This is a genomic window from Solidesulfovibrio carbinolicus (assembly GCF_004135975.1).
Taxonomy (GTDB): domain Bacteria; phylum Desulfobacterota; class Desulfovibrionia; order Desulfovibrionales; family Desulfovibrionaceae; genus Solidesulfovibrio; species Solidesulfovibrio carbinolicus.
In genome coordinates this window covers 4,242,501-4,262,393 of record NZ_CP026538.1, presented here as the reverse complement: position 1 = coordinate 4,262,393, position 19,893 = coordinate 4,242,501, and the positions used below count along the sequence as shown (strand labels likewise).

Below are 19,893 nucleotides of genomic sequence, written 5' to 3'. Positions count from 1 at the left end.
CCGGAGGTGGGGCAGCACTAAACGCCAAGCGGGCCGGCGTCAACCAGGGGAGGGGCGCGGCCGCCTGCGGGCAGGCGGCCGCATCGTGCGTCAGTCCCGGATCACCCGCATGACCACGCCGCCCCAGCCGACCTTGTAGCGGATGCCGCGCCAGGACATGGTGTTGGTGGTAAAGGTGCGGCCAAAACACCAGCCCAGCATCAAAAACGTGGCGGCGTAGCCGCGCAGCCAGGCCAGCACGCCCACCCGGCGCGGGCACAGCGACCGGAAACACAGCCCCAGACCGGCAAAGGCGGCCAGATACACGGCCGAGAGCGCCGCGCCCGCGCCGCAGCCCGCGCCGAAAATCCAGGCCGCCAGCATGGTCGCGGCGGCCACGGGCGGCGCGGCCAGCAGCAGCACCGCCGCGATGGAGACGATCCAGCCGGGCGGGATGCAGAATTTCAAATAGAGCAACTGGCGCGTGAGCCAATCGTCCCAGCGGGCCAGGGACACCTTTGTAAGCGGCGTTTGCAGGCAGGCGGCGGCCACGGGCCAGGCGGCCACGCCAAAGGTGTGCAGGTGCGGCCCCATGGAGAAGTCGTCCACGATGTTTTGGCCCCAGAGCCTGGCCAGTCCGAACCGGTCGAAGGCCTGGCGCGACACGGCCATGGCCCCGCCCCAGGGCTGGGTGATGGCCCGGATGGGCTGGAGCAGGTGCAGGGCCAGGCAGGTGACGGCCATGCCCACCGTGGCCGTGGCTCCGTCGCCGGGCACGACCTTGTGGAAGCCGCTGGTCATGGGCGCGTCGCCCCGGGCGATGGGGGCCACGAGATTGGTGACGAAGTGCCGGTCGGCCACGTGGGTGGAATCGCAAAACACGAACACATCGGCGGTGTGGGCGGCGCGCAGGCCGGCTAGGATGTTGTGGTTTTTCTGGCCGCAGGCTTCGGCCCGGCCGGCCACCACCACCTGGACCCGGGGATCGGCCCGGGCCACGCCGGCGACGAGATCGGCGGCCGGATCGGCCGCCTCGGCCACCACGAACACGGCCAGGAAATCGGGGTAGTCCTGATCAATCAGCGAGGCCACGGCCTGGCGCATCCCTGGCGTGTCGCCGGTGACAGGCACGATGACCGCCGCCCGGGGGCAAGCCTCGGGCATGGCCTCCGGGCCGTCGCCGCCGCGCACATGCTTGCGCCCCAGCAGGAACAGGGCGGCCAGCACCACGAGCTGGGCGGCCATGACGCCGAAAACGAATCCCTCCACGTATCCTCCTGATGCGGCGTAACGCCGCAAGATCCATCGTATTCAGTCCCGTATAACAAAGAAGAGACCTTGTCGGCCTCTTCATCCGTCGCTTTGTTCGCCGTTGCCAAAAGAACCAATCCGCGCCGAAACCCCTTTACACTTTTCCCATGCGGGGTTTCCAAAGGGGCTCAGCCCCTTTGGCCGCCGGAGGCATCTTATTCTTCTACGGCGTTCTGACAGCGCGCAGTTCGACTTTGCTGCCGCCTTTGGTGGTGAGCACGCCGGTCAGTTCGTTGCCCTTGGCGTCGCCTTCGAAGATGTGGCCACTGCCGTGGAGCATGTAGAGGTGGCCGTTAAAGATGGCCCCCACCACGTGGTAGACGTTGGTTTCGCCGGTCAGGGCGCTGACGACGACCTGGGCCTTGACCGCGTTGCCGTCCTGTTCGACCACGGCCTGCAGATTGGAGCCATAGAGCGACCCGCGCCAGACGCCGGCCACATCGGTTTCCGCGGCGGCCAGCGCCGGGGCCAAAAGGACCAGGCAGGCGAAGAAAACAGCAAGTAGGCGGTGTCGCATGAGTCGGACTCCATGGCCGAAACGGCCGGAACAGGGTCGCGCGGCTGCGCGGGCGGGTTTTACGCCTCGGCGTCGGGGCGGCCGGCGGCCGGGGAACCTGTCCCGGCTAACGCCTGGGCAAAGACGGTTTCGTGGCGGCGCACCATGGCGTCCATGGAATACAGCGCCACGGCGCGTTCCCGGGCGGCCCGGCCCATGCCCAGCCGCTTGTCCTCGTCGGCGAGCAGGCCGGCGATGGTCTCGCCCAGGGCTTCGGGATTGCGCGGCGGACACAACAGCCCGGTGACGTCGGGCACGACCAGGTCCGGGATGCCGCCCACGGCCGTGGCCGCCACGGGCAGGCCCATGGCCATGGCTTCGAGCAGCACGTTGGGCAGCCCTTCGCGCACCGAGGACAGCACGGCCACCGAGGCCTGCTGAAAAAACGGCCGGGGATCGGGGGTGGACGGGTAGGTGCGAATAAGCCCCCGCACCGGGCTTCGAGCGGCCAGCGTCCGCACGGCGGTGCGCAGCGGCCCGTCGCCCACCAGCCACAGCTCGGCCCGGGGACGCCTGGCCACGACGTATTCAAAGGACCGGATGAGCGTCTCGTGGTCCTTGTCCTCGCAAAACCGGGCCAGGCACAAGACCACCTCGCGCACCGGACGCATGTCGTCGGGCGGCGGCAGGAAATGGTCGGTGTCCACGCCGTTGGGGATGCACTCCACGCGCTCGGCCGGCCGGCCAAGGGCCACAAGCGCCTTGGCCAGGGGCGCGGCGTTGACGATGTGGCGGTCGCACAATCCTTTTAAAAACCGCTCGTGCTGTCGCTTGATGGCCCCGCCGCCCCGGCAGGTGCCGATGACGGGCGTAACCCCTTGCAGCGCGGCGAACACCCGGCCCCAGATGTTGGGCACGGCGGTCAGCGGCACGAAGAGATCGGGCGGGCTGGCCTTGAGCTTGCGCCACAGCCCGGCCAGGGACTGCGCCCCGACCTTGGGATAGGGCGACAGCCAGGTCAGCGGAATGCCGCCGGCCTCGGCCCGGGGCGCAAAATCGCGGACGTCGGCCAGCATCCAGAACTCCGGCGCGAAACGCGACCGGTCCAGACGCAGGCCCAGTTCCAGGGCCTGGCGCTGGGTGCCGCCGAACTCCAGGTCCTGCAACAGGAAAACGACGCGGGCAGGAGTCTCTCGCGCCATCAATACCCCATCAACCCGCAACAACGGGTGCACGACGGCATCAGCCCCTCGGTGTGCAGGCTGGCCCGGAACCGGCGATAGGATTCGCTGTTCCACAGCTCGGTGATGGTGTGGTCGCGCACGTTGCCGACGATGTAGTCATGATAGTCGCGGCACGGCGACATGTCGCCGTTGGAATCCAGCTCCACCGCCTGGAAAATGGAGATGCACTGGTTGTAGCCAAAGGTCGATTCGTGGTTGGTGTAGTACTCGCGCAGGTTGTCCACGCCGGCCACGTTGGGGATGATGTTGACCGGCGGGTTGTTCCAGCCCTTGGAACGGCGCTGCACTTCGGCCAGCTGTTTGTTGAGCGTCTCATGGTCCTTGATGGTCCAATCGCCCACCCAGCCCCAATGCAGCTTGGGCGTGAACCCGAAGCGGCGCGTGAAGTCCTCGTCATGGGCCTTGGCGCTCTTTTCGTCGATCCACCAGGACAGGTAATAGACAAAAAGATCGACCCGGTCCTTGTAGGCCTCGTAAATGTCCACCAAGTGGTGGACGTTGGCGCTGGAAATCGTGGTCAAGGCCGCCACCAGCGGCAGCTGGGTCTTGTGGGCCTTCTTGGCTTCCTTGATGGCGGACAAGGCTTCCTGGACCACCTTGTGGTTGTCGCCGCCGCCGGCCGAGGGCCGGGCCGCGTTGTGGGTCTCGGCCGAATGCCCGTCGATGGACATTTGGAGCAAAAACATCGGCGCGGCCGCCAGCCGGTCCGCCGCCGCCGCCACCCGCGTGGCGTTGGTGGCGATGGACGTCGGCATTTTCAGTTCGGTTGCCCGCTCGATGATCTCCAGCCATCCTTTATACATGGTCGGCTCGCCGCCCCACAGGTAAACCGAAGGACGATGGCCGTGACGGGCCAGATCCTCCAAAAGCGCCAGATAACGCTCCGGCGAGATTTCCTTTTTCTTCAGGTCCTTGAGATCGCATCCGTGGAGAAACCCCTGGTCGCCCCACTGGCCGCAGGTATGGCAGCGCAGATTGCACATGTCCGTGATGCGGATGGAGAGCTGCCGGATGCTGCGGGCATGGCCGGTCTCGGCCTGGGGATTGAGGAAGGAAAACAGGAACTTTTCTTTCTCAAGGGCGGCCAGGCGGCCGGCGATCCAGGGATGACGGGCCACCTTGACCGACTGCTTGAGAATCGTGCCAAGGGCGACGCTGCTGCGCTTGCTCATGAAACCTCCAATGGAATGCCTTGCGGCGAAATGTCGCCTTACGCCGAAACCGGCCGCGCTTCAAGCCTCACGCCAGCACCATCTCGTGTCGCTTCGGCGCAAACAATGCGAGGGGTGCGGATTTGGGCGCGAGGCTTTGATCGCGCCCAAATCCGCACCCTCGCTGACAAGTTGAAGGCCGGGATTTCGGTGTTTTGTCCGGGCGGCTTCCGCCCGGACAAAACACCGAAATCCCGGCCTTCGATATCTCTTGGCTGCCTTCGCGCCCGCCGGCCGGACCCCCGTCCCTCCCAACCGAACACCGGGACGGGGGTCCGGGGGGATTATCCCCCCGGCGGGTGCGGGCAGAGCCCGCTCTTCTGTCTTTCTCTCCGCGCTCTTCCTCGCCCGCTATCCCCTAATAATCGTCTGCCGACGGTCGGGGCCGACGGAGAGGATGGAGCAGGTGGTTTTGAGCGACTGTTCGATGCGCGAGACGTATTCCCGGGCGGCCAGGGGCAGGTCTTCCCAGGTGGTGATGCCGGACAGGTCTTCTTCCCAGCCGGGCATGGTTTCGTAGATCGGCTCGACGAATTCCAGCGCGCCTTCGTCCTGGGGCGGGTATTCGTAGACTTTGCCTTTGTAGCGGTAGCCGATGCAGATTTTGATTTCGAACAGGCCGCTTAAGACGTCGAGCTTGGTCAGGGCGATGTCCGTGGGGCCGGAGAGGCGGGCGGATTCGCGCAGCAGCACGAGGTCGAGCCAGCCGCAGCGGCGTTTGCGGCCGGTGGTGGCCCCGAATTCACCGCCTTTTTCCTGGAGGTAGTCGCCGATGGTGCCGAAGAGTTCCGTGGGGAACGGGCCGGAGCCCACACGGGTGGTGTAGGCCTTGACCACGGCCACGACGCGGGAGAGGACGCTAGGCGCGCAGCCACTGCCGGCGGCGGCCTGTCCCGAGACGGTGTTGGACGAGGTGACGAAGGGGTAGGTGCCGTGGTCGATGTCGAGGTGGGTGCCCTGGGCGCCTTCGAACAGCACGTCGCCGCCGGCGGCCAGGGTCTTCTGGATGATGCTCGACACGTCGCCGAGGTAGGGCACCAGGCGTTTGGCCACGGGCAGGATCTGTTCGAGCACCTCGTCGGGGTCCAGGGCGGGCATGTCGTAGAGCTTGGTGAAAAGGGTGTTCTTTTCCACCAGCGCCTTGGCGATTTTTTTGGCCAGCAGTTCCGGGTAGGCGAAGTCGCCGGCGCGGATGCCGATGCGGGCCATCTTGTCTTCGTAGCAGGGGCCGATGCCTCGGCCGGTGGTGCCGATCTTCGCGCCGGCCAGCAGCGTTTCGCGCGCGCCGTCGAGGAGCCGGTGGTAGGGCATGATGACCTGGGTTTTTTTGGAGATGGTCAGGCGCTCGGGGGTGACGTCCACGCCCTGGGCGGCCAGCGTATCCATCTCGCGGCACAGCACTTCGGGGTCGAGCACCACGCCGTTGCCGATGAGGCACGTCTTGCCGTCGTGGAGGATGCCCGAGGGCATCAGGTGCACGATGGTTTTCTCGCCGCCCACGACCAGGGTATGGCCGGCGTTGTTGCCGCCCTGGAAGCGCACCACGGCCTTGGCCGATTCGGTGAGCAGATCGACGATCTTGCCCTTGCCCTCGTCGCCCCACTGGGCGCCGTGGATGACGATGCCGCGCCCGGAACCGGGGTTTTGCTGCGTCGGAAATTCACCCATTATGCTTCTCCTCCATCCTTGGGCTTGAAGGCCAGGACTTTGCCCTGGCGCTTGGGGCCGGGTTTGGCGGCGGCCGGCGCGGGCGCGGCGATGTCCGTCGCGGCCGGGGCCGGGGCGGGTTCGTCCGCCTCGCCGGGTTGGCGGCCCTTGGCCCAGTGATGATTGAACAACTGGTTTTTGAAACGCATGCCCTGGATCATGGCCAGGACCAGGACGGCCTCTTCCCAGCGCTGGGTCGGCTCGAACCGTTCGACGGTTTCGGCGTATTTGTCCCAAAGCGCCATGATGGAGGCTTCGTCAAAGGCCCGAAGCTGTTTGGCCATCTTGAGCAACACCTGTTCCACGACAACTCCCTTGCCCCGAAAACCTGCGGCGTGTTGCGCCGCGGACAGGCCTTGGTAGCAGAATTGGCCGGCCCTTCCAAATGCAATTTGCCCCCCCGGGCCGGCTGTGCTAGGCAGCCTGCACACACGCCACAAGGAGCGGTCATGCCATGAGCGACCTCAAGAAAATGTACACCACCGTGGTGGAAGACCCCTTCCCGTCCGAGCTCGTCATCCGCCTGGGCGAGACCGAACTGGTCTTTGCCAAGCGCACCTGGACCATCGACGGCGAGGAAAAGGGCCTGCGCTACGGCGAAAACCCGGACCAGCCGGCCGCGCTCTACGCCCCGGCCGCCGGCCGCCTGTCCCTGGGCGGCGTGGAATTTCGCGGCCCCGGCGACGGCCTGATTTGCGCCGCCACCGAGGAGCATCTGCTCCAGTCCGGCAAGCATCCCGGCAAGACCAATCTCACCGACGTGGACAACGGCGTCAATATTCTCCAGTACCTGACCGCCAAGCCGGCCGCCGTCATCCTCAAGCACAACAATCCCTGCGGCGCGGCCTGGTCCGAGGCCGGCCTGTGCGCCGCCTTCGAGGCCGCGTTTGCCTCCGACCGCATCGCCGCCTTTGGCGGGGCCATCGTGGTCAACCGCACCCTGGATGTGGCCACGGCCGAAAAGATCAACGCCGTCTATTTCGAGGTGGTGGCCGCGCCGGACTATGAACCGGCCGCCCTGGACATACTCAAGTCCAAGAAAAATCTCCGCATCTTCAAGCTTCCGGGCCTGGCCCAGTTGGACAAGCTCGTGGGCCAGCCCTACCTGGACCTCAAGTCCCTGGCCGACGGCGGCATCGTGGCCCAGTTCTCGTTCAGAAATCGCATCCTGGCTGCCGGCGACTTCCTGCCGGCCCAGGCCACGGACAAGGCCGGGATCACGGTGGTGGCCCGGACTCCGACGCGGCAAGAAGCCGAGGATCTGCTTTTTGCCTGGGCCGTGGAAGCCGGCGTCACCTCCAACTCGGTCATCTTCGTCAAAAACGGGGCCACCGTGGCCATCGGCACCGGCGAACAGGACCGGGTCGGCGTGGTCGAGCTGACCATCTTCAAGGCCAAGACCAAGTACGCCGACAGCCTGGCCTTCGCTGCCCACAAGCTGTCGCTCTACGAGCTGACCCAGAAGGCCGCCGCCGATCCCGAGGCCGCCGCCAGCCTGGCCGACATCAAGGCCCGCACCGAGGCGACCATGGGCGGGCTGGCCGGATCGGTGGTGGTGTCCGACGGCTTTTTCCCGTTCCGCGACGGCGTGGACCTGTGCATCGGCGCCGGGGTCACGGCCATCGCTCAGCCCGGCGGCTCCATCCGCGACACCGAAGTCATCGCCGCCTGCAACGAAGCCACGCCCCAGGTCGCCATGGTGTTTACGGGGCAGCGGTCGTTCAGGCATTAATGTAGATAGGGTAGAAGAGAAGAGTGCCTCCGGCGGCCGGGGGCCTGAGGCCCCCGGACCCCCCGAAAGGGTTTTAAGGGGGCGGAACGAGTATCTTGTGCCGAGGGCGCGGGTTTGGCGCGATCTTGGCTTGTCGTAAACGGAAAAGGGCGGCCGGCGGGGCCGGACGGGAAGCCGTCCGGCCGCCGCCGGCCGCCTTGCGCGCGAAACAGAAGGATTATCGATGGCGTTGGAACGCTACGTCGGCCCGGGGTGTCTGGTGGAGTTCATGCAGGGCAACCAGGCGCAGGTGGCCTGGGTGCTGGAAGAGTCTTCGGGTCGGCTGCGGGTGTATACGCTCACGCATCGCGAGGAAAAAATGGCCATGGCCCGGGTGCTGCCCTGGATGGGGCCGCGCTACGACGGCCCCCGCGACCGCAGCGCGATTTCCGAGATCCTGGCTAGCCATCAGGCCAAACGCGAGGCCGCGGCCAAGGCCATCGCTCCGCTGGAGCTGTGGGAACTGGCCCAGGGCGAGGTGCGCGAGGAATCGGCCGAATGGTTCGCCGGCCTTGTGGGCGAAAAACCCGACGTTGACGCCGTGGCCGGCATGGGCCGGGCGCTTCTTGGCTGCAAGACCCATTTCAAGTTCCACGCCCCCAAGTTCGAGGTCTATGCGGCCGAAACCGTGGAGCGCCGCCTCACCGAAGCCGCCGCCGCCGAGGAACGCGAAAAGGTGGTCGTGGCCGGCCAGGCCTTTTTCAAGGAACTCTGGCACGGCTGGGCCACGGGCGACCGCAAGAAGGGCGCGGCCCTGGCCGCCAAGCTCGATCCCGAGGCGGCAGCCAAGCTGGCCGCCATGCTGCGCCGGCTCATGGCCGACGCCGACGACCAGGAAAGCGCCGTGCTGTGGGCCATGCTGCGCAAGGGCCTGCCCGACCATCCCCTCCAGGCCTATATCCTGGCCACCCAGTGGGGCATCGTCCCGCCGCATTATAATTACCATCTCGACCAGGCCGACTACGCCGCCGGCGACGACTGGCACGCGCCCTACGCCGCCGAGATCGAGGCCCGCCGGGCCGGGCTGGCCGCGCTTTCCCGCGAGCCCGAACCCATCCCCTTTGTCAGCATCGATTCCCCCACCACCCGGGACATCGACGACGCCTTTTTCGCCGAGACCCGCCCCGATGGAACCATCCGGCTGGCCCTGGCCCTGGCCGATCCGGCCCTGGACTGGGACTTCGGCGGCCCCTTGGACACGGCCGTGGCTCACCGGGCTTCGAGCCTGTATCTGCCCGAGGGTGTGAGCCACATGCTGCCCGAGTGCCTGGGCACCGACCTCTACAGCCTGCGCGCCGGGGAAGTGCGGCCGTCGCTCGTCATGGAGTGGGACTTTTCCCCCGAAGGCGAGATCGTGGGCTTCGCCATGCGCAAGACCTTCGTCCGGGTGGCGGAAAACACCACCTACGCCGTGGTGGAAGCGGCCCTGGACCGGGGCGACGCCGCGCCCCATCTGCAACTCGGTTGGCGCGTGGCCTCCTGGCTGCGGGCCAAGCGCTTGGAGCGCGGAGCGGTCATCATCGAACGCCCCGAACCCGAGATCAGCCTGTCGGGCTACCCCGACGACGTCAAAATCGAGATGTCGGTCTGCCCGGCCTATCCCAAGGCCCAGCTCTTGGTCAGCGAACTCATGATCCTGGGCAACGCCGCCGCCGCCGACTATGCCGTGTCCCACGGCGCGGCCATGCTCTTTCGCACCCAGGACGCGCGCCTGCCGCCCGAGGTTCGCGGCATTCACAGCGATCCGCCGGCCATCCAGCGGGCCGTGCGCGAACTGCCCCCGACCCTGACCGAACCCGATCCCCGGCCCCACGCCACCCTGGCCGCGCCGGCCTATGCCCCGGTCACTTCGCCGCTTAGGCGCTATGCCGACCTCATCAACCTGGCCCAGCTCGAAGCTCTGCTGCGCACGGGCGCGCCGCGCTGGAGCCGGGGGGAACTCGAAGCCCGGTTGCCGCTGTTGTCTTCGCGCATCGAGGCCGTGGGCCGGGTGCAGCGTTTCCGGCCGCGCTACTGGAAGCTTGCTTTCCTGCAGCGCCATTGCAAGGAACGCACCTTCGAGGGCGTGGTGGTGGACGTGGCCGGCGGGTTCATCTCCCTGTCCCTGCCCGATTTCCAAATTTACGTCCGGGCCACCCGGGACACCTTGGGCGATACGATTTACACCGGCCAGCGGTATGCGCTACGCTTGGGGCGTATCGATCCGCTCACCAACGAACTGCGGGTGTTCGGCGCGGAAGAGATTCCGGCCAGCCTGCCCGACGAACAGCTTTTCGGAGAGGGCTAAATGGCGGCGACAGCGTTTCTTGTCCTGACCTATCTGCTGGGGGCGTTCCCTTTCGGGCTGGTGGTGGCCCTGGTCGGGCGCGGCATCGATCCGCGCTTGGCCGGCAGCCGCAACACCGGGGCCACCAACGTCTCGCGCCTGTGCGGCACGAAGCTTGGGGTGCTCACCCTGGTGCTTGATCTGGCCAAGGGTCTGGTCCCGGTGCTGTGCGCCCGGGCCATGACCGACTCGCCGGTGTTTCTGAGCATGGTGGCCGTGGCCGCCGTGGTCGGGCACATGTATTCGGTGTTCCTCTACGGCAAGGGCGGCAAGGGCGTGGCCACAACTATTGGCGTCTTTCTCGGCGCGGCCCCCATCCCGGCGCTGTTGTCCGTGGCTGCCTGCGTGGCCGTCATCCGGGTGTCGGGCTATGTCTCGGCCGGTTCCCTGACCCTGGCCGTGGCCTTGCCGATCCTGTGCGCTTGGTTCGGACCGGTTTTCCTGGTCCCTGCGGCGGCGATCATCGGGGGGCTGGTCATCCACAAGCACCGGGAAAACATCGCCCGGCTCAGAAGCGGCCAGGAGAAATCCTGGCGCAAGGACCGGGCCAAGGCCGCCTGATCCATGCTGCATCTTCTGTATGTCGTCCTGGGGCTGGCCGCCGTCAATCTGGCGGCCGGCTGGCTGCTCGCACGGCTGCCCAAGGGGCGCGGGCGCACGGCCGGCATGGGCCTGCTCGTGGCCGTGGACGCCCTGGCTTTAGGGCTTATTGTCCTGGAACTGTGCATGGCCCTGTTTTTTGCCCAGTCCGACGGCTTCAACCTCACCATGTCCAGCCGCAAGTGGTTTGAGCGCTACTGGCGGCCGGTCAATGCCCTGGGTTACCGCGACGTCGAGCCGGCCCCGCGCAAGGACGGCGAAAAGATCGTCATGGTCCTTGGTGATTCCTTTGCCGCCGGGCACGGCATCGACAACCCGGCCGACCGCTTCGGCGACGGGCTGGCCCGTCGCCTGGGCCAGGGCTGGCGGGTGGTCAACGTGGCCAAGATCGGCTGGGATTCGGTGGACGAATACGAGGCCATGGCCTCCTATCCGGTGACCCCGGACGTGGTGGTGCTGGCCTATTTCGTCAACGACATCTACCGCGCCGCCGAGAAATCGGGCCACTCCCTGACTTTTGCCGTGCGCTTTCCCCAGGGAACCCTCACTAAATCCCTGGTCGATCATTTCGCCCTGGCCAATTTCGTGTATTGGCGACTGGCCCGCATGGGCAATCTCGACGACGCCTCGGCCGGCTTCTGGGACCGGCTGCGCGGGGCCTACGCCGACAAGACGGTGTTCGCCGCCCACGCCGCCGAACTGGACGCCATTGTTTTCTGGTGTCGGGAGCGCCACATCCGTCTGGTGGCCTTGCTCATCCCCAGCCTGTCCGACGTGGCCGGCAGCGCCGCCATGACCGCCCGGGTAGCCGGCTATTTCGGCGAGCGGGGCGTGGACGTCCTGGATCTCACGCCGCTTATCATCGACAAAAAGCCCGGTGAGCTCGTGGTCAACGGCGTGGACAGCCACGCCAATGTCGGACTCAACGCCGTCATGGCCGATCTGCTCTACAGGGCTTTGGCCCCGGCGTCGGCCAACTGACGCGACGCCGTTCGCAGGACATGAAAAACGCCCGGTCGCGCAAGCGACCGGGCGTTTTCGCATGGCGACAGGGGCGGTTGCCTCAGTCCGAGGTCCTGGGCGCGAGCCAGTGCGCCGCCCGCCGGGGATCGGCTTCGTTGAGGGTGATGAGCATCCGGCCTTCGCCCAGGGCCGCGCAGCGAAACTCGATCCAGCGCGAGCGGCCGTCGCCGCAGCGCACCGGATAGATTCTGCGGCAGTCGATGCCCTGGCAGGCGCGCCAGTCGGCCTCGACCCGGGCGCGCAGGTTCGGATCCGGGTAGGCTTTGGGCAACCAGGCCGCCACATGGGGAATGTCGTGCCGGCTGTAGCCCATCAAGGCCGTGAAGTGGCGGTTGAGAAACAAGGTCTCCCCGTCGTTTGCGGCGAGCAGGGCGGCGTAAGGCACATGGTCAAGGATGGTGCGCAGGGTGTCGCGTTCGGCTTCCAGCACCCGGGCCAGTTCCACCCGTTCGGTGATGTCCAGGGACATGCCGCACAGGGCGTAGGGTTGGCCGTGCTCATCGTGAAGCGGTGTCTTGGTGGTGAGGAAGCGGCGCGGCCGGCCTCGGACCAGGACGTTTTCCTCAAAGGTTTCGGCCTGGCCCGAGGCCAGGATGCGGCGGTCGTCTTCGGCGATGCGCGCCGCCGTCTCCGGCTCGTGGATGGAGCCGCCGGGCAGATTGGCCAGGGGTTCGTCGGGCAGGCCGAAAGCCTCGGCCACGGCCCGGTTGACCATGATGCAGCGGCCGGCGGGATCCTTGAAATAGACGGCGCAGGGCACATGGTCGAGGATGGAGCGCAGCTGGTCCGAAGTGCGTTGCAGGCTTTCGCGCATTTTGGCCAGGGCCGTCACTTCCTCGGCGTGGAGCATCACCGTGTCCGGGGCCACGAAAACAAAGGTCATGTCGAAAAGCCCCGGCTCGGACGCCCCGGGCGGGCGCAGGGCAAGGGCGCGCCGGTCGCCGCGCCGGCCTTCCAAGGCGCTCCACAAGGCCAGGTAGACGTCCGGGGCGTCGGCGAAGACCGCCTCGGCCGAACTCCCGAGCATGGCCGAGGCGCGGCCGCGAAACAGCGCCTCGGCGGCCTTGTTGGCGTCGGCCAGCACAAGGTCGCGGCCGCGCTTGGCGAAGGTGAAGCTTGGCAGGGGAAAGTTGCGCAGATGGGTCTTGAGGCGCTCCTCGCTGGCGGCCAGTTCCGCCGCGACCCGTTTGCGTTCGGTGATGTCCTCGACAAAGCCTTCGATCAGGCGTTCCCCCGACGGGGTCCTGGTCATCCGGGCGTGGAGCGCGCCGATAAACGTTGTGCCGTCGCGGCGACGGTAGACGTTTTCGAAGTTGAGCAGCCCCTCCTTGCCGGCCAGTCGCCGCACCACCTCACGGCGTTTTTCCGGCTCGGCGAAGCCGGCCGAGACGTCGTCGCCCATCTCGGCCAGCATGGCTTGGGGAGAGGCGTAGCCGAAAAGCCGGGCCAGGGCCGGATTGACGGCCAACATGCGACCCTCGGCCGTGGTGTGAAAGACGCCGAGCACCGCGTCGTCAAAAAAACGCTGATGCCGGGCCTGGGATTCGGCCAGGGCCTCGGCGGCGTATTGCCATTGGGTGATGTCCCGGGTGATGGCGCAAAAGCCGGCCACCCGGCCGTCGGCGTCGCGCAGGGGGGCGCGGGAAATCTGGAGAGAGCGGGTGGACCCGTCGCTGACGATGACCTGCATGGGCGGCGGCAGGAGGCTTGGCGCGCCCGCCGCCATGACGGCCAGATCGTCGCGTTCCACCAGCGTGGCGGTGTCCGGGCCGAAGACGTCGTTTCGGTGCAGCCCCGGCAGGGCGTCCGGGCCGTCCGACCGGCCCAGGGACTGGGCCATGGCCGCGTTGCCACGAAGCACGCGTCCATCGGCCCGCACCAGGACCACGCCATCGTGGCTGGCTTCGAGCACGGCGTTGAGTTGGGCCTGGGTTTCAGCCCACTCCCGGCGCAGTTCGTGAACACGCTTGGCCAGGGCCAGCTCGACGGTCACGTCCCGGCCGTAGACATTGGCATGGGCCTGGGAGCTGTCGGGGACCACGGTCAGGCGCTGGATTGTCTCGCCGGCGGGCAGTTCCAGGCTGGTCTCCCGGCCGGTTTCCAGGGCTTGCCCCACGGCGGCGGCCAGGGGGGCGGGCGCGAGGTCGCCCACGGCCAAGCCGGCGGTCTCCAGCAGACCGGCGCTGGCCTGGTTGGCGTAGGTCAGGCGGCCGTCGCGGGCCACGCGCAAGACGACGTTGGGGTTGGCTTCGGGAAATTGGGCCACGCTGCGCAGGTCATTTAAGGCTTGGCGTTCGGTGGTGACGTCCTGCACCGTGCCGTGGATGCGCCGCACCCGGTCATCGGGGCCGCATTCGCAGCGGGCCACGGCCTTGGCGTGCCGCCACAGCCCGTCGCCGCGCCGGAACCGGTAGGCGTACTGCACCGGCCCGTCGTCGGTCATGAGCCGGGCGCGCACCGCGGCCACGGCCGGCTGGTCCTCGGGATGGACCAGGGCCATGAACTCCTCGAAGGTGGGCGTGGGGCCGTCCAGGGGCAGGCCGAAGATGCGGAAGAATTCCTCGCTCCAGGAGTCCTGGCCGGTGGTCAGGTCGCGCACGAAGCTGCCCACCCGGGCCAGATGCTGGGATTCGCGGTAGGATTGCCACAGCTGCGCCGATGAGCCGGGGGCCAGGGCGGGATTGCGCACAAGTCCCCGCACCAGAGGCAGGAGGTCGCCGGGCGCGGCCAGAAGGGCCTGGCGCACATCGGCCGGAAGCTTGCCGGCCAGGGCCAGCAGGATGTCGGGTTCATCGCCCAGTTCCCGGGCCAGGGCCTGGAGGTTGTCCTCGGACAAGCTGGGGGCGGCCCCGCGCTCCAAGCGGCTTAAATAGGAGGGCTGGATGCCCAGGCGTCCGGCCAGCCGGCGCAGGGTGAAGGCCGGGTCGGTGGCCAGGCGTTCCAGGCGGCGTTGGCGGATGCGTTGGCCAAAGGGGTGTTGCGGGGGCGTCATCTGTGCACCATAGCGTGCACGGTGTACGGCCACAAGAGTCAAAATGGCCACGACGCGTGGCCTTCAGGCGCTGTCGCGGCCTGGGCGGAGCACGTCCCAGGCGGCTTTCGGGAAGCGCCGGGAACCGGCTCAGGCCTCGGGCAAAAAGCCCATGGCCCGGGCCGAGCGCTCCAGGGTGAGGATAAGGGGAGCGGGATCGGCGTTGCCGATGTCGCGCAGCTTGGCGGCGACGCGCAGGCTTAGGGCCGCGAGTTCCTCGGCCTGGGGGGCGGCAAAGGCCTCCAGGTTGTCGGCCGCCTTATCGGTCTTGCCCAGGGCCGCCAGGGTCAGGCCCAGGCACAGCCGGGCAAAGGCGTCGCCGCCGTTGGTCAGGTGCAGCACGTGTTCGAATTCCACCTTGGCCTGGATGAGCTGGCGGGTGGCGTAGAGGGCGTAGCCGAGGCGGGCGCGCGCCATGGGGTTGGATAGGTCACCGCGCACCGAGACCCGGTAGGCGGCGGCGGCCCCGGCGTAGTCGCCGGCGGCGTAGGCGGCGTTTCCGGCGGCGTGGGGATCGGCGGCTGGGGCGGCGGGCACGGTCCGTTCCGGCTCCGGAACGGGGGCCGGGTCGCTGGGGATGTCGCGGCCAAGCAGGGCGCGGATCAGGTGGCGTCGGGGAATGGCGCGCGGTTTGTCGGCGGTCATGGCGATTCCTTGGGGATTAGTGCGGCCGGCCGGTCGGGCCGGAGAAAAACACGGATTCGATTTCAGCGATGGCGTCGTCGCCGTCCCTGGCCACATCGACCAGGACGGATTCGGACAGCCCGAGGCTGTGCCAGGCCGGTTCGTCAAGGGCCGGCATGGGCGGACCGGAAAAGGCCGGCCAGTCCCAGGCCTGGGCCAGGATGTCGGCCACATGAATGAGCGCCGTTTCTCGGGAGCCCGGCGCGCCGTCGGGGCGGTGGTGGTCGCCGGCCATGGCGATGAGGGCCGGCGGGAAATTCCAGCCGGCAAGGAGCGTGCGGCCCACGGCGGCATGGTCAAAGCCCAGCACGGCGGTCTCGGCCTCGCTGGCCGGCAACCCCTCCACCCGCGACAGAATCAGCGCCCGGCCGGCGGCGGCCGGCAGCTTGCGCAGAATGACCAGTTGCCCCAGGTCGTGGAGCAGCCCGCCCACGAACCCCCGGTCCGGGGCCAACCCCGGCACGGAGCGGGCCAAGAGCGAGGCGTAGACGCCGCAGGCGGCGGCGTGGCGCCAGAACATGCGCATGTCGCACAGTTCCGGGGCGATGTCGGAAAAGGCCGACACGGCCGCCAGCCCGGTCACCAGGGTGGAGAGTTCTTTTTGGCCGACCATGGTCACGGCCCGGCTGATGGAGTCCACCGGCCCGCGCAGCCCGTAGACCGGGCTGTTGACCAGGCGCAGCAGCCGGGCGGTCAGGCTTGGGTCGCGGCCGATGATGGCGGCCAGTTCGGCCGGCCCGGTCTCGTCCTTGCCCAGAGCGTTAAGGAGCCGGACGTGGACTTCGGGCAGGGTGGCCAGCTCTACCTCGCCGGAGACGAGCTCGGCCGGATCGGTGGCGGCGTCGTCGAAAAGCTGGCGTTCCGGGGCCAGGCAAGGCAGGGCCGGGGAAGCGGCGACCTCGTCCAGACTGAGGCCCTGATCCAGGACCCGGCCGGCGGCCCGGGACACGGCCAGCTCGAAGATGGTCTTGCCCACGGCGCTTTCCCGGTCCAAGGCCAGGAAACGGCGGCGCAGCAGCTCGCGGCAACGCTGCGCCGTGGCGGTGAAGGCCTTGGCCGCATCGGCGGCCGGATCGCCGTCCTGGCCGGCGATGTCGGCGTCGCGCACGCCGTAAGCCCGCATGAGGCGCAGATGGTCCTCGGACAGGGTCGTGCCGGCGGCGGCCAGGACCCGGCCGTCCGGGGCGCAGACCGCCTGTCCAAGGGTCATGCCCGGGGTGATGTCGTCGATGTTGCGTTTGCCCACTGGCTGTGCCTCCGGTGCGGTTGCGCCCGGGTTGTGGTCCCGGCGGCGCGGGAATCTCGCCCCTGCGGATTAAGATTGTAAAAAAGCTAACCGAAAAGAAAGACACCGCGCCGGGCTTTTCAGCCCTGTGACGGAGTTTTTGCAGGGCCCGTTTTCAATGTCTTGAAATTACATGTGAAAAAAATACTTTCAAGGCTCGTCAGTTTGGCCCGGCATTTGCTTTAAAGAAAATCGAAAGCGGACGGCCTTCCCACTCCGAGCCGCTCGAATCACTGGCCGTGGCGGTCACCCCCTAGCCTCCTCCCCCAACACGCCACCACGGCCTTTTCAGGAAGCCGCTTGGGCCACTCCCTGGGCCTGGGCGGCTTCCGCTTTTTGGCGACGCCCGCCCTCTCCGCCGTTTGGGCTTGCTGGCCGCCCCAATCGTGATTATAGCCCGAGGACGCCATAGCGGAAAAGGCCTTGCGGCCGCTTCTCGGCGCGGGCCTGTCCGCGTCAGCAGGCCATGGCGTGGGAGCACCTTTTGGAGAACAAGGATTCCGGCCCCCAGGCCTTTCTCGACTTCGTCAACCAACGCCTGGCCAAACGCCAGCGCGAACTCGACACGGCCGTCAAATTTTCAAGCCACTACGCCCAGGTCGAGTCCATCGTCCTGGAACTCAAGGCCGTGCGCACCAAGTTCATGACGCTGATGCGCCGCGAGGGGCTGCTATGAGCCGGCTTGGCCTGCTGGCCGGGCTGCTCCTGGCCGCCTTGGCGCTGGCCGGTCCCGGTCCGGCCTTGTCCCAGGTCCCGCCCAAGGCCCCGGCCCCGGCGGCCCGGGCGGCGGGAGTCCACGATATCGTCGGCGCCTGGACGGCCGAGGCCCTGGGCCAGACGGTAACGGCCAGCTTCACCCGCCAGGGCGACATGATCTACGGGGTGGTGGTCATCCCGGACCCGCTTTCCGGCGGTTCCAACACCTACCACGTGGCCGGCGTGATCCTCGGCGACGAGTTCGCCGCCCAGCACGCCAGCGGCCATCTGCTCAAGGGCACGCTCACCGGCCCGGACACGGCCGAGGCCGTCTTTGCCCCCAAATCCGGCCCCTCCCTCAAGCTGCGCCTGACCCGGCGGGCCGGTCCCTAGGGGCGCATCACTGCATAAATCCCAGCGTATTTTTTAAGAAAAATCCGTCGTTCTCGTCTTTTCCACGAAACGCCTTGGCGCTTTTCACGGCTGCGACTTCCGGGCGGGGACCTTTAGGGAGTCCCATCGTTCCCAGGGCAAAGCCCGATCAACACGCTTTTTCCAGGGCGCGCGCCCCTAGGCCGTCTTCCCTTGTCCCGGCGGCACCACTGGCACGGATTCATCCTTGGCCCGCGCTGTCCAGGTCCGCTTGACCGTGTCCACGTCCTCCTTGGACAGGGTGGCTTCGACGGCGTCGAAGATGCGGTTGCGGATGAAAACGAGATCCTGGTAGCTCGGGGCCTGCTCAATCATTTCCAGATAATACGCCAGGGTGTTGTCCTGCGCCATGACCGTACGTCTCCCATGGCGGCTGGGTGCCGTGACAACGGGTGTAGCCGAGGCGGCCGCCCGGGGCAATGTCGTTTGTGCCCGGAAGTCCCGGCCTCGCGTCGTCTTTTGGGGACGAAGCCTTGCCGCTCCCCAGGCGTCGCGCGACAGCCGGCACGGTCAACAAAACGCCCGGTCAGCCTTCCGGGGTATTGAAAAAGCCGCATTTTTCACAGACAAAGCCGGCGTATTCCGGCCGGCCGTCGTCGGCCAGCCAGACTTCCACTTCGTTTCGCTCCGAGCAGTTGGCGCAGTACACCAGCGCGATGCGGGTTTGCGGGTCATAGTCGCATTCCACGCCGCCAAGGATGATGGTTCGCTCCTGGTCCATGGCAATGTCCTCCCATTTCGGATGCTTCCTTGTAGCACGCCGGCTGGCCGGGGCAAGCCCGGGGATTGCCAGCCGGGGCCGCTCGGGCTATCCGAGGGCGGCAAAACCCCCAAGGAGTGACCATGTCCCCGCGCCCTCTCGTGCTCCATGACGCCTTTGCCTTTCCCGGCGGCGGGGAACTGGTGGCCGTGACCCTGGCCCGGGCCTTTGAGGCCGATATGCTGACGGGCCGGTTTGATCCGGCCGCCTTCCCGGACGGCTATTTCGCCGGCCGCGCCCCGGTCAGCCTTGAGGCCCGCGCCCGTCATCCCCTGGCCGCCAGGCTGTCCTTGACCCTGGCCATGTCCCTGGCTTTCGAGGGGATGCCGCCCGTGGACACGCCGCTCGCCCTGCACAGCGGTTCGCTCACGCTCCTCGGTCACGGCCGGATCCACGGACCGCAGCTGCTCTATTGTCACACGCCGCCGCGCATCCTCTACGACCACCGCGACTTCTACCTCGCCCGCCAACCAGCGTTTCGCCGGCCGTTGTGGCGGCTTTTGGCTGGCCGCTACCGCCGCCGCTACGAAGCGGCCGTGCGGGCCATGGACGCCGTGGTCGCCAACTCCGAGACCGTGCGCCGGCGCATCCGCGATTTCCTGGGCCTGGACGCCGTCGTCATCCATCCGCCCGTGGACACGGCCGCCTATCAATATATAAGGCAGGAGCCGTTCTACCTGTCCACGGCCCGGGTGGACGTGCTCAAGCGCGTGGACCGCGTGGTGGCCGCCTTTGCCGCCATGCCGGACAAGAAACTCGTGGTGGTTTCGGGCGGGTCGGAGCTCGACCGGGTGCGGGCCATGGCGCGCGGGTGCCCCAACATCGACATCCGCGGCTGGACCGAGGCGGCCGAACTGCGCCGGCTCATCGGCACGGCCATCGCCACCATCTACATCCCGCGCGACGAGGATTTCGGCATCTCGCCGGTGGAATCCATGGCCGCCGGCAAGCCGGTCATCGGCGTGCGCGAGGGCGGGCTGACCGAAACCGTGGTGGACGGCGAGACGGGCATTCTGCTGCCGCCGGACCCCACGCCCGAGGACGTGGCCCAGGCCGTGCGCGCCCTGGGGCCGGCCGAGGCCCTGGCCATGCGCGAAGCCTGCCAGCGTCGGGCGGCGGCCTTTGACACGACGGTCTTCGTGGACAACATGCGCAAGCTGGCCCGGGACGTGATGGCGGGACACTCTGACAATGGTTTGAAAAAATGAGAAAACTGCGCGTCCTCGTCAACGCCGTGCCCCTGGCCACGGTCAATACCGGCATCGGCCGCTACTTGCGCTGCCTCTACGCCGCCATCGAGCGCGACTACGGGCGCGACTTCGACATCGCCTACTTCG

At 67.6% G+C, this 19,893-nt stretch carries 19 protein-coding genes (1 of these 19 cut by a window edge); 8 read left to right on the top strand and 11 right to left on the bottom strand.

Annotation, left to right across the window (positions count from 1 at the left end):
• Nucleotides 1-90 precede the first annotated feature (90 nt).
• The 6 genes from C3Y92_RS19095 to C3Y92_RS19070 all read right to left on the bottom strand — a co-directional run bounded on the left by C3Y92_RS19095 (nucleotide 91) and on the right by C3Y92_RS19070 (nucleotide 6,253).
• Nucleotides 91-1,248 carry a glycosyltransferase gene (locus tag C3Y92_RS19095; RefSeq protein ID WP_129355318.1) on the bottom strand — a complete coding sequence of 386 codons (1,158 nt, stop codon included), beginning with the start codon at nucleotides 1,246-1,248 and terminating at the stop codon, nucleotides 91-93.
• 205 nt (nucleotides 1,249-1,453) lie between these two features.
• Nucleotides 1,454-1,807: a hypothetical protein gene (locus tag C3Y92_RS19090; RefSeq protein ID WP_129355316.1), complete on the bottom strand. Its 354-nt coding sequence runs from the start codon at nucleotides 1,805-1,807 to the stop codon at nucleotides 1,454-1,456.
• 59 nt (nucleotides 1,808-1,866) lie between these two features.
• Nucleotides 1,867-2,988, bottom strand: a complete 1,122-nt coding sequence (locus tag C3Y92_RS19085; protein WP_129355314.1) for a glycosyltransferase — start codon at nucleotides 2,986-2,988, stop codon at nucleotides 1,867-1,869.
• Complete coding sequence (locus tag C3Y92_RS19080; RefSeq protein ID WP_129355312.1) at nucleotides 2,988-4,202, bottom strand: radical SAM protein; 1,215 nt, start codon at nucleotides 4,200-4,202, stop codon at nucleotides 2,988-2,990. Before C3Y92_RS19080 ends, C3Y92_RS19085 begins: the two co-directional genes overlap by 1 nt.
• Before the next feature lie 390 nt (nucleotides 4,203-4,592).
• Complete coding sequence (locus tag C3Y92_RS19075) at nucleotides 4,593-5,909, bottom strand: adenylosuccinate synthase (protein ID WP_129355310.1); 1,317 nt, start codon at nucleotides 5,907-5,909, stop codon at nucleotides 4,593-4,595.
• Complete coding sequence (locus C3Y92_RS19070; RefSeq protein ID WP_129355308.1) at nucleotides 5,909-6,253, bottom strand: hypothetical protein; 345 nt, start codon at nucleotides 6,251-6,253, stop codon at nucleotides 5,909-5,911. The genes C3Y92_RS19075 and C3Y92_RS19070 overlap by 1 nt, the downstream gene beginning before the upstream one ends.
• A 149-nt stretch (nucleotides 6,254-6,402) precedes the next feature.
• Between C3Y92_RS19070 and C3Y92_RS19065 the strand changes: the two genes are divergently transcribed.
• The 4 genes from C3Y92_RS19065 to C3Y92_RS19050 all read left to right on the top strand — a co-directional run bounded on the left by C3Y92_RS19065 (nucleotide 6,403) and on the right by C3Y92_RS19050 (nucleotide 11,626).
• On the top strand, nucleotides 6,403-7,680 hold the full coding sequence (locus C3Y92_RS19065) for an IMP cyclohydrolase (RefSeq protein WP_129355306.1): 1,278 nt from the start codon (nucleotides 6,403-6,405) through the stop codon (nucleotides 7,678-7,680).
• 223 nt (nucleotides 7,681-7,903) lie between these two features.
• The gene (locus tag C3Y92_RS19060) at nucleotides 7,904-10,006 is read left to right on the top strand and encodes a ribonuclease catalytic domain-containing protein (protein ID WP_129355304.1); all 2,103 of its coding nucleotides are present in this window, start codon (nucleotides 7,904-7,906) and stop codon (nucleotides 10,004-10,006) included.
• Nucleotides 10,007-10,606: a glycerol-3-phosphate 1-O-acyltransferase PlsY gene (gene plsY, locus C3Y92_RS19055; RefSeq protein WP_129355302.1), complete on the top strand. Its 600-nt coding sequence runs from the start codon at nucleotides 10,007-10,009 to the stop codon at nucleotides 10,604-10,606.
• A 3-nt stretch (nucleotides 10,607-10,609) separates the two neighbouring features.
• On the top strand, nucleotides 10,610-11,626 hold the full coding sequence (locus tag C3Y92_RS19050; protein ID WP_129355300.1) for an SGNH/GDSL hydrolase family protein: 1,017 nt from the start codon (nucleotides 10,610-10,612) through the stop codon (nucleotides 11,624-11,626).
• 82 nt (nucleotides 11,627-11,708) lie between these two features.
• Here the strand turns inward: C3Y92_RS19050 and C3Y92_RS19045 are convergent, their stop codons facing one another.
• The 3 genes from C3Y92_RS19045 to C3Y92_RS19035 form a co-directional block, all read right to left on the bottom strand.
• A complete protein-coding gene (locus tag C3Y92_RS19045) occupies nucleotides 11,709-14,660 on the bottom strand; it encodes a PAS domain S-box protein (RefSeq protein WP_129355298.1) in 2,952 nt (983 codons plus the stop codon).
• 129 nt (nucleotides 14,661-14,789) lie between these two features.
• Nucleotides 14,790-15,344 carry a hypothetical protein gene (locus C3Y92_RS19040; RefSeq protein ID WP_129355296.1) on the bottom strand — a complete coding sequence of 185 codons (555 nt, stop codon included), beginning with the start codon at nucleotides 15,342-15,344 and terminating at the stop codon, nucleotides 14,790-14,792.
• Nucleotides 15,345-15,360: 16 nt separating this feature from the next.
• Nucleotides 15,361-16,629 carry an HDOD domain-containing protein gene (locus tag C3Y92_RS19035; RefSeq protein WP_129355294.1) on the bottom strand — a complete coding sequence of 423 codons (1,269 nt, stop codon included), beginning with the start codon at nucleotides 16,627-16,629 and terminating at the stop codon, nucleotides 15,361-15,363.
• A gap of 523 nt (nucleotides 16,630-17,152) precedes the next feature.
• Between C3Y92_RS19035 and C3Y92_RS19030 the strand changes: the two genes are divergently transcribed.
• A complete protein-coding gene (locus C3Y92_RS19030; protein WP_235669544.1) occupies nucleotides 17,153-17,344 on the top strand; it encodes a hypothetical protein in 192 nt (63 codons plus the stop codon).
• Nucleotides 17,341-17,757 carry a hypothetical protein gene (locus C3Y92_RS19025; protein ID WP_129355290.1) on the top strand — a complete coding sequence of 139 codons (417 nt, stop codon included), beginning with the start codon at nucleotides 17,341-17,343 and terminating at the stop codon, nucleotides 17,755-17,757. Before C3Y92_RS19030 ends, C3Y92_RS19025 begins: the two co-directional genes overlap by 4 nt.
• Before the next feature lie 177 nt (nucleotides 17,758-17,934).
• On the opposite strand, the gene C3Y92_RS19020 is transcribed toward C3Y92_RS19025, so the two are convergent.
• Complete coding sequence (locus C3Y92_RS19020) at nucleotides 17,935-18,147, bottom strand: hypothetical protein (protein WP_129355288.1); 213 nt, start codon at nucleotides 18,145-18,147, stop codon at nucleotides 17,935-17,937.
• A 175-nt stretch (nucleotides 18,148-18,322) separates the two neighbouring features.
• Nucleotides 18,323-18,517, bottom strand: coding sequence for a hypothetical protein (locus tag C3Y92_RS19015; RefSeq protein WP_012749913.1), 195 nt, complete (start codon nucleotides 18,515-18,517; stop codon nucleotides 18,323-18,325).
• Between the two features lie 122 nt (nucleotides 18,518-18,639).
• Between C3Y92_RS19015 and C3Y92_RS19010 the strand changes: the two genes are divergently transcribed.
• Nucleotides 18,640-19,764 carry a glycosyltransferase gene (locus C3Y92_RS19010; RefSeq protein ID WP_129355286.1) on the top strand — a complete coding sequence of 375 codons (1,125 nt, stop codon included), beginning with the start codon at nucleotides 18,640-18,642 and terminating at the stop codon, nucleotides 19,762-19,764.
• Nucleotides 19,761-19,893, top strand: the 5' end (the start) of a protein-coding gene (locus C3Y92_RS19005) for a glycosyltransferase family 4 protein (protein ID WP_129355284.1). 983 nt of this gene lie beyond the right edge of the window; 133 of the gene's 1,116 nt are visible here — the first part of the coding sequence; it begins with the start codon at nucleotides 19,761-19,763; the stop codon falls past the right edge of the window. The genes C3Y92_RS19010 and C3Y92_RS19005 overlap by 4 nt, the downstream gene beginning before the upstream one ends.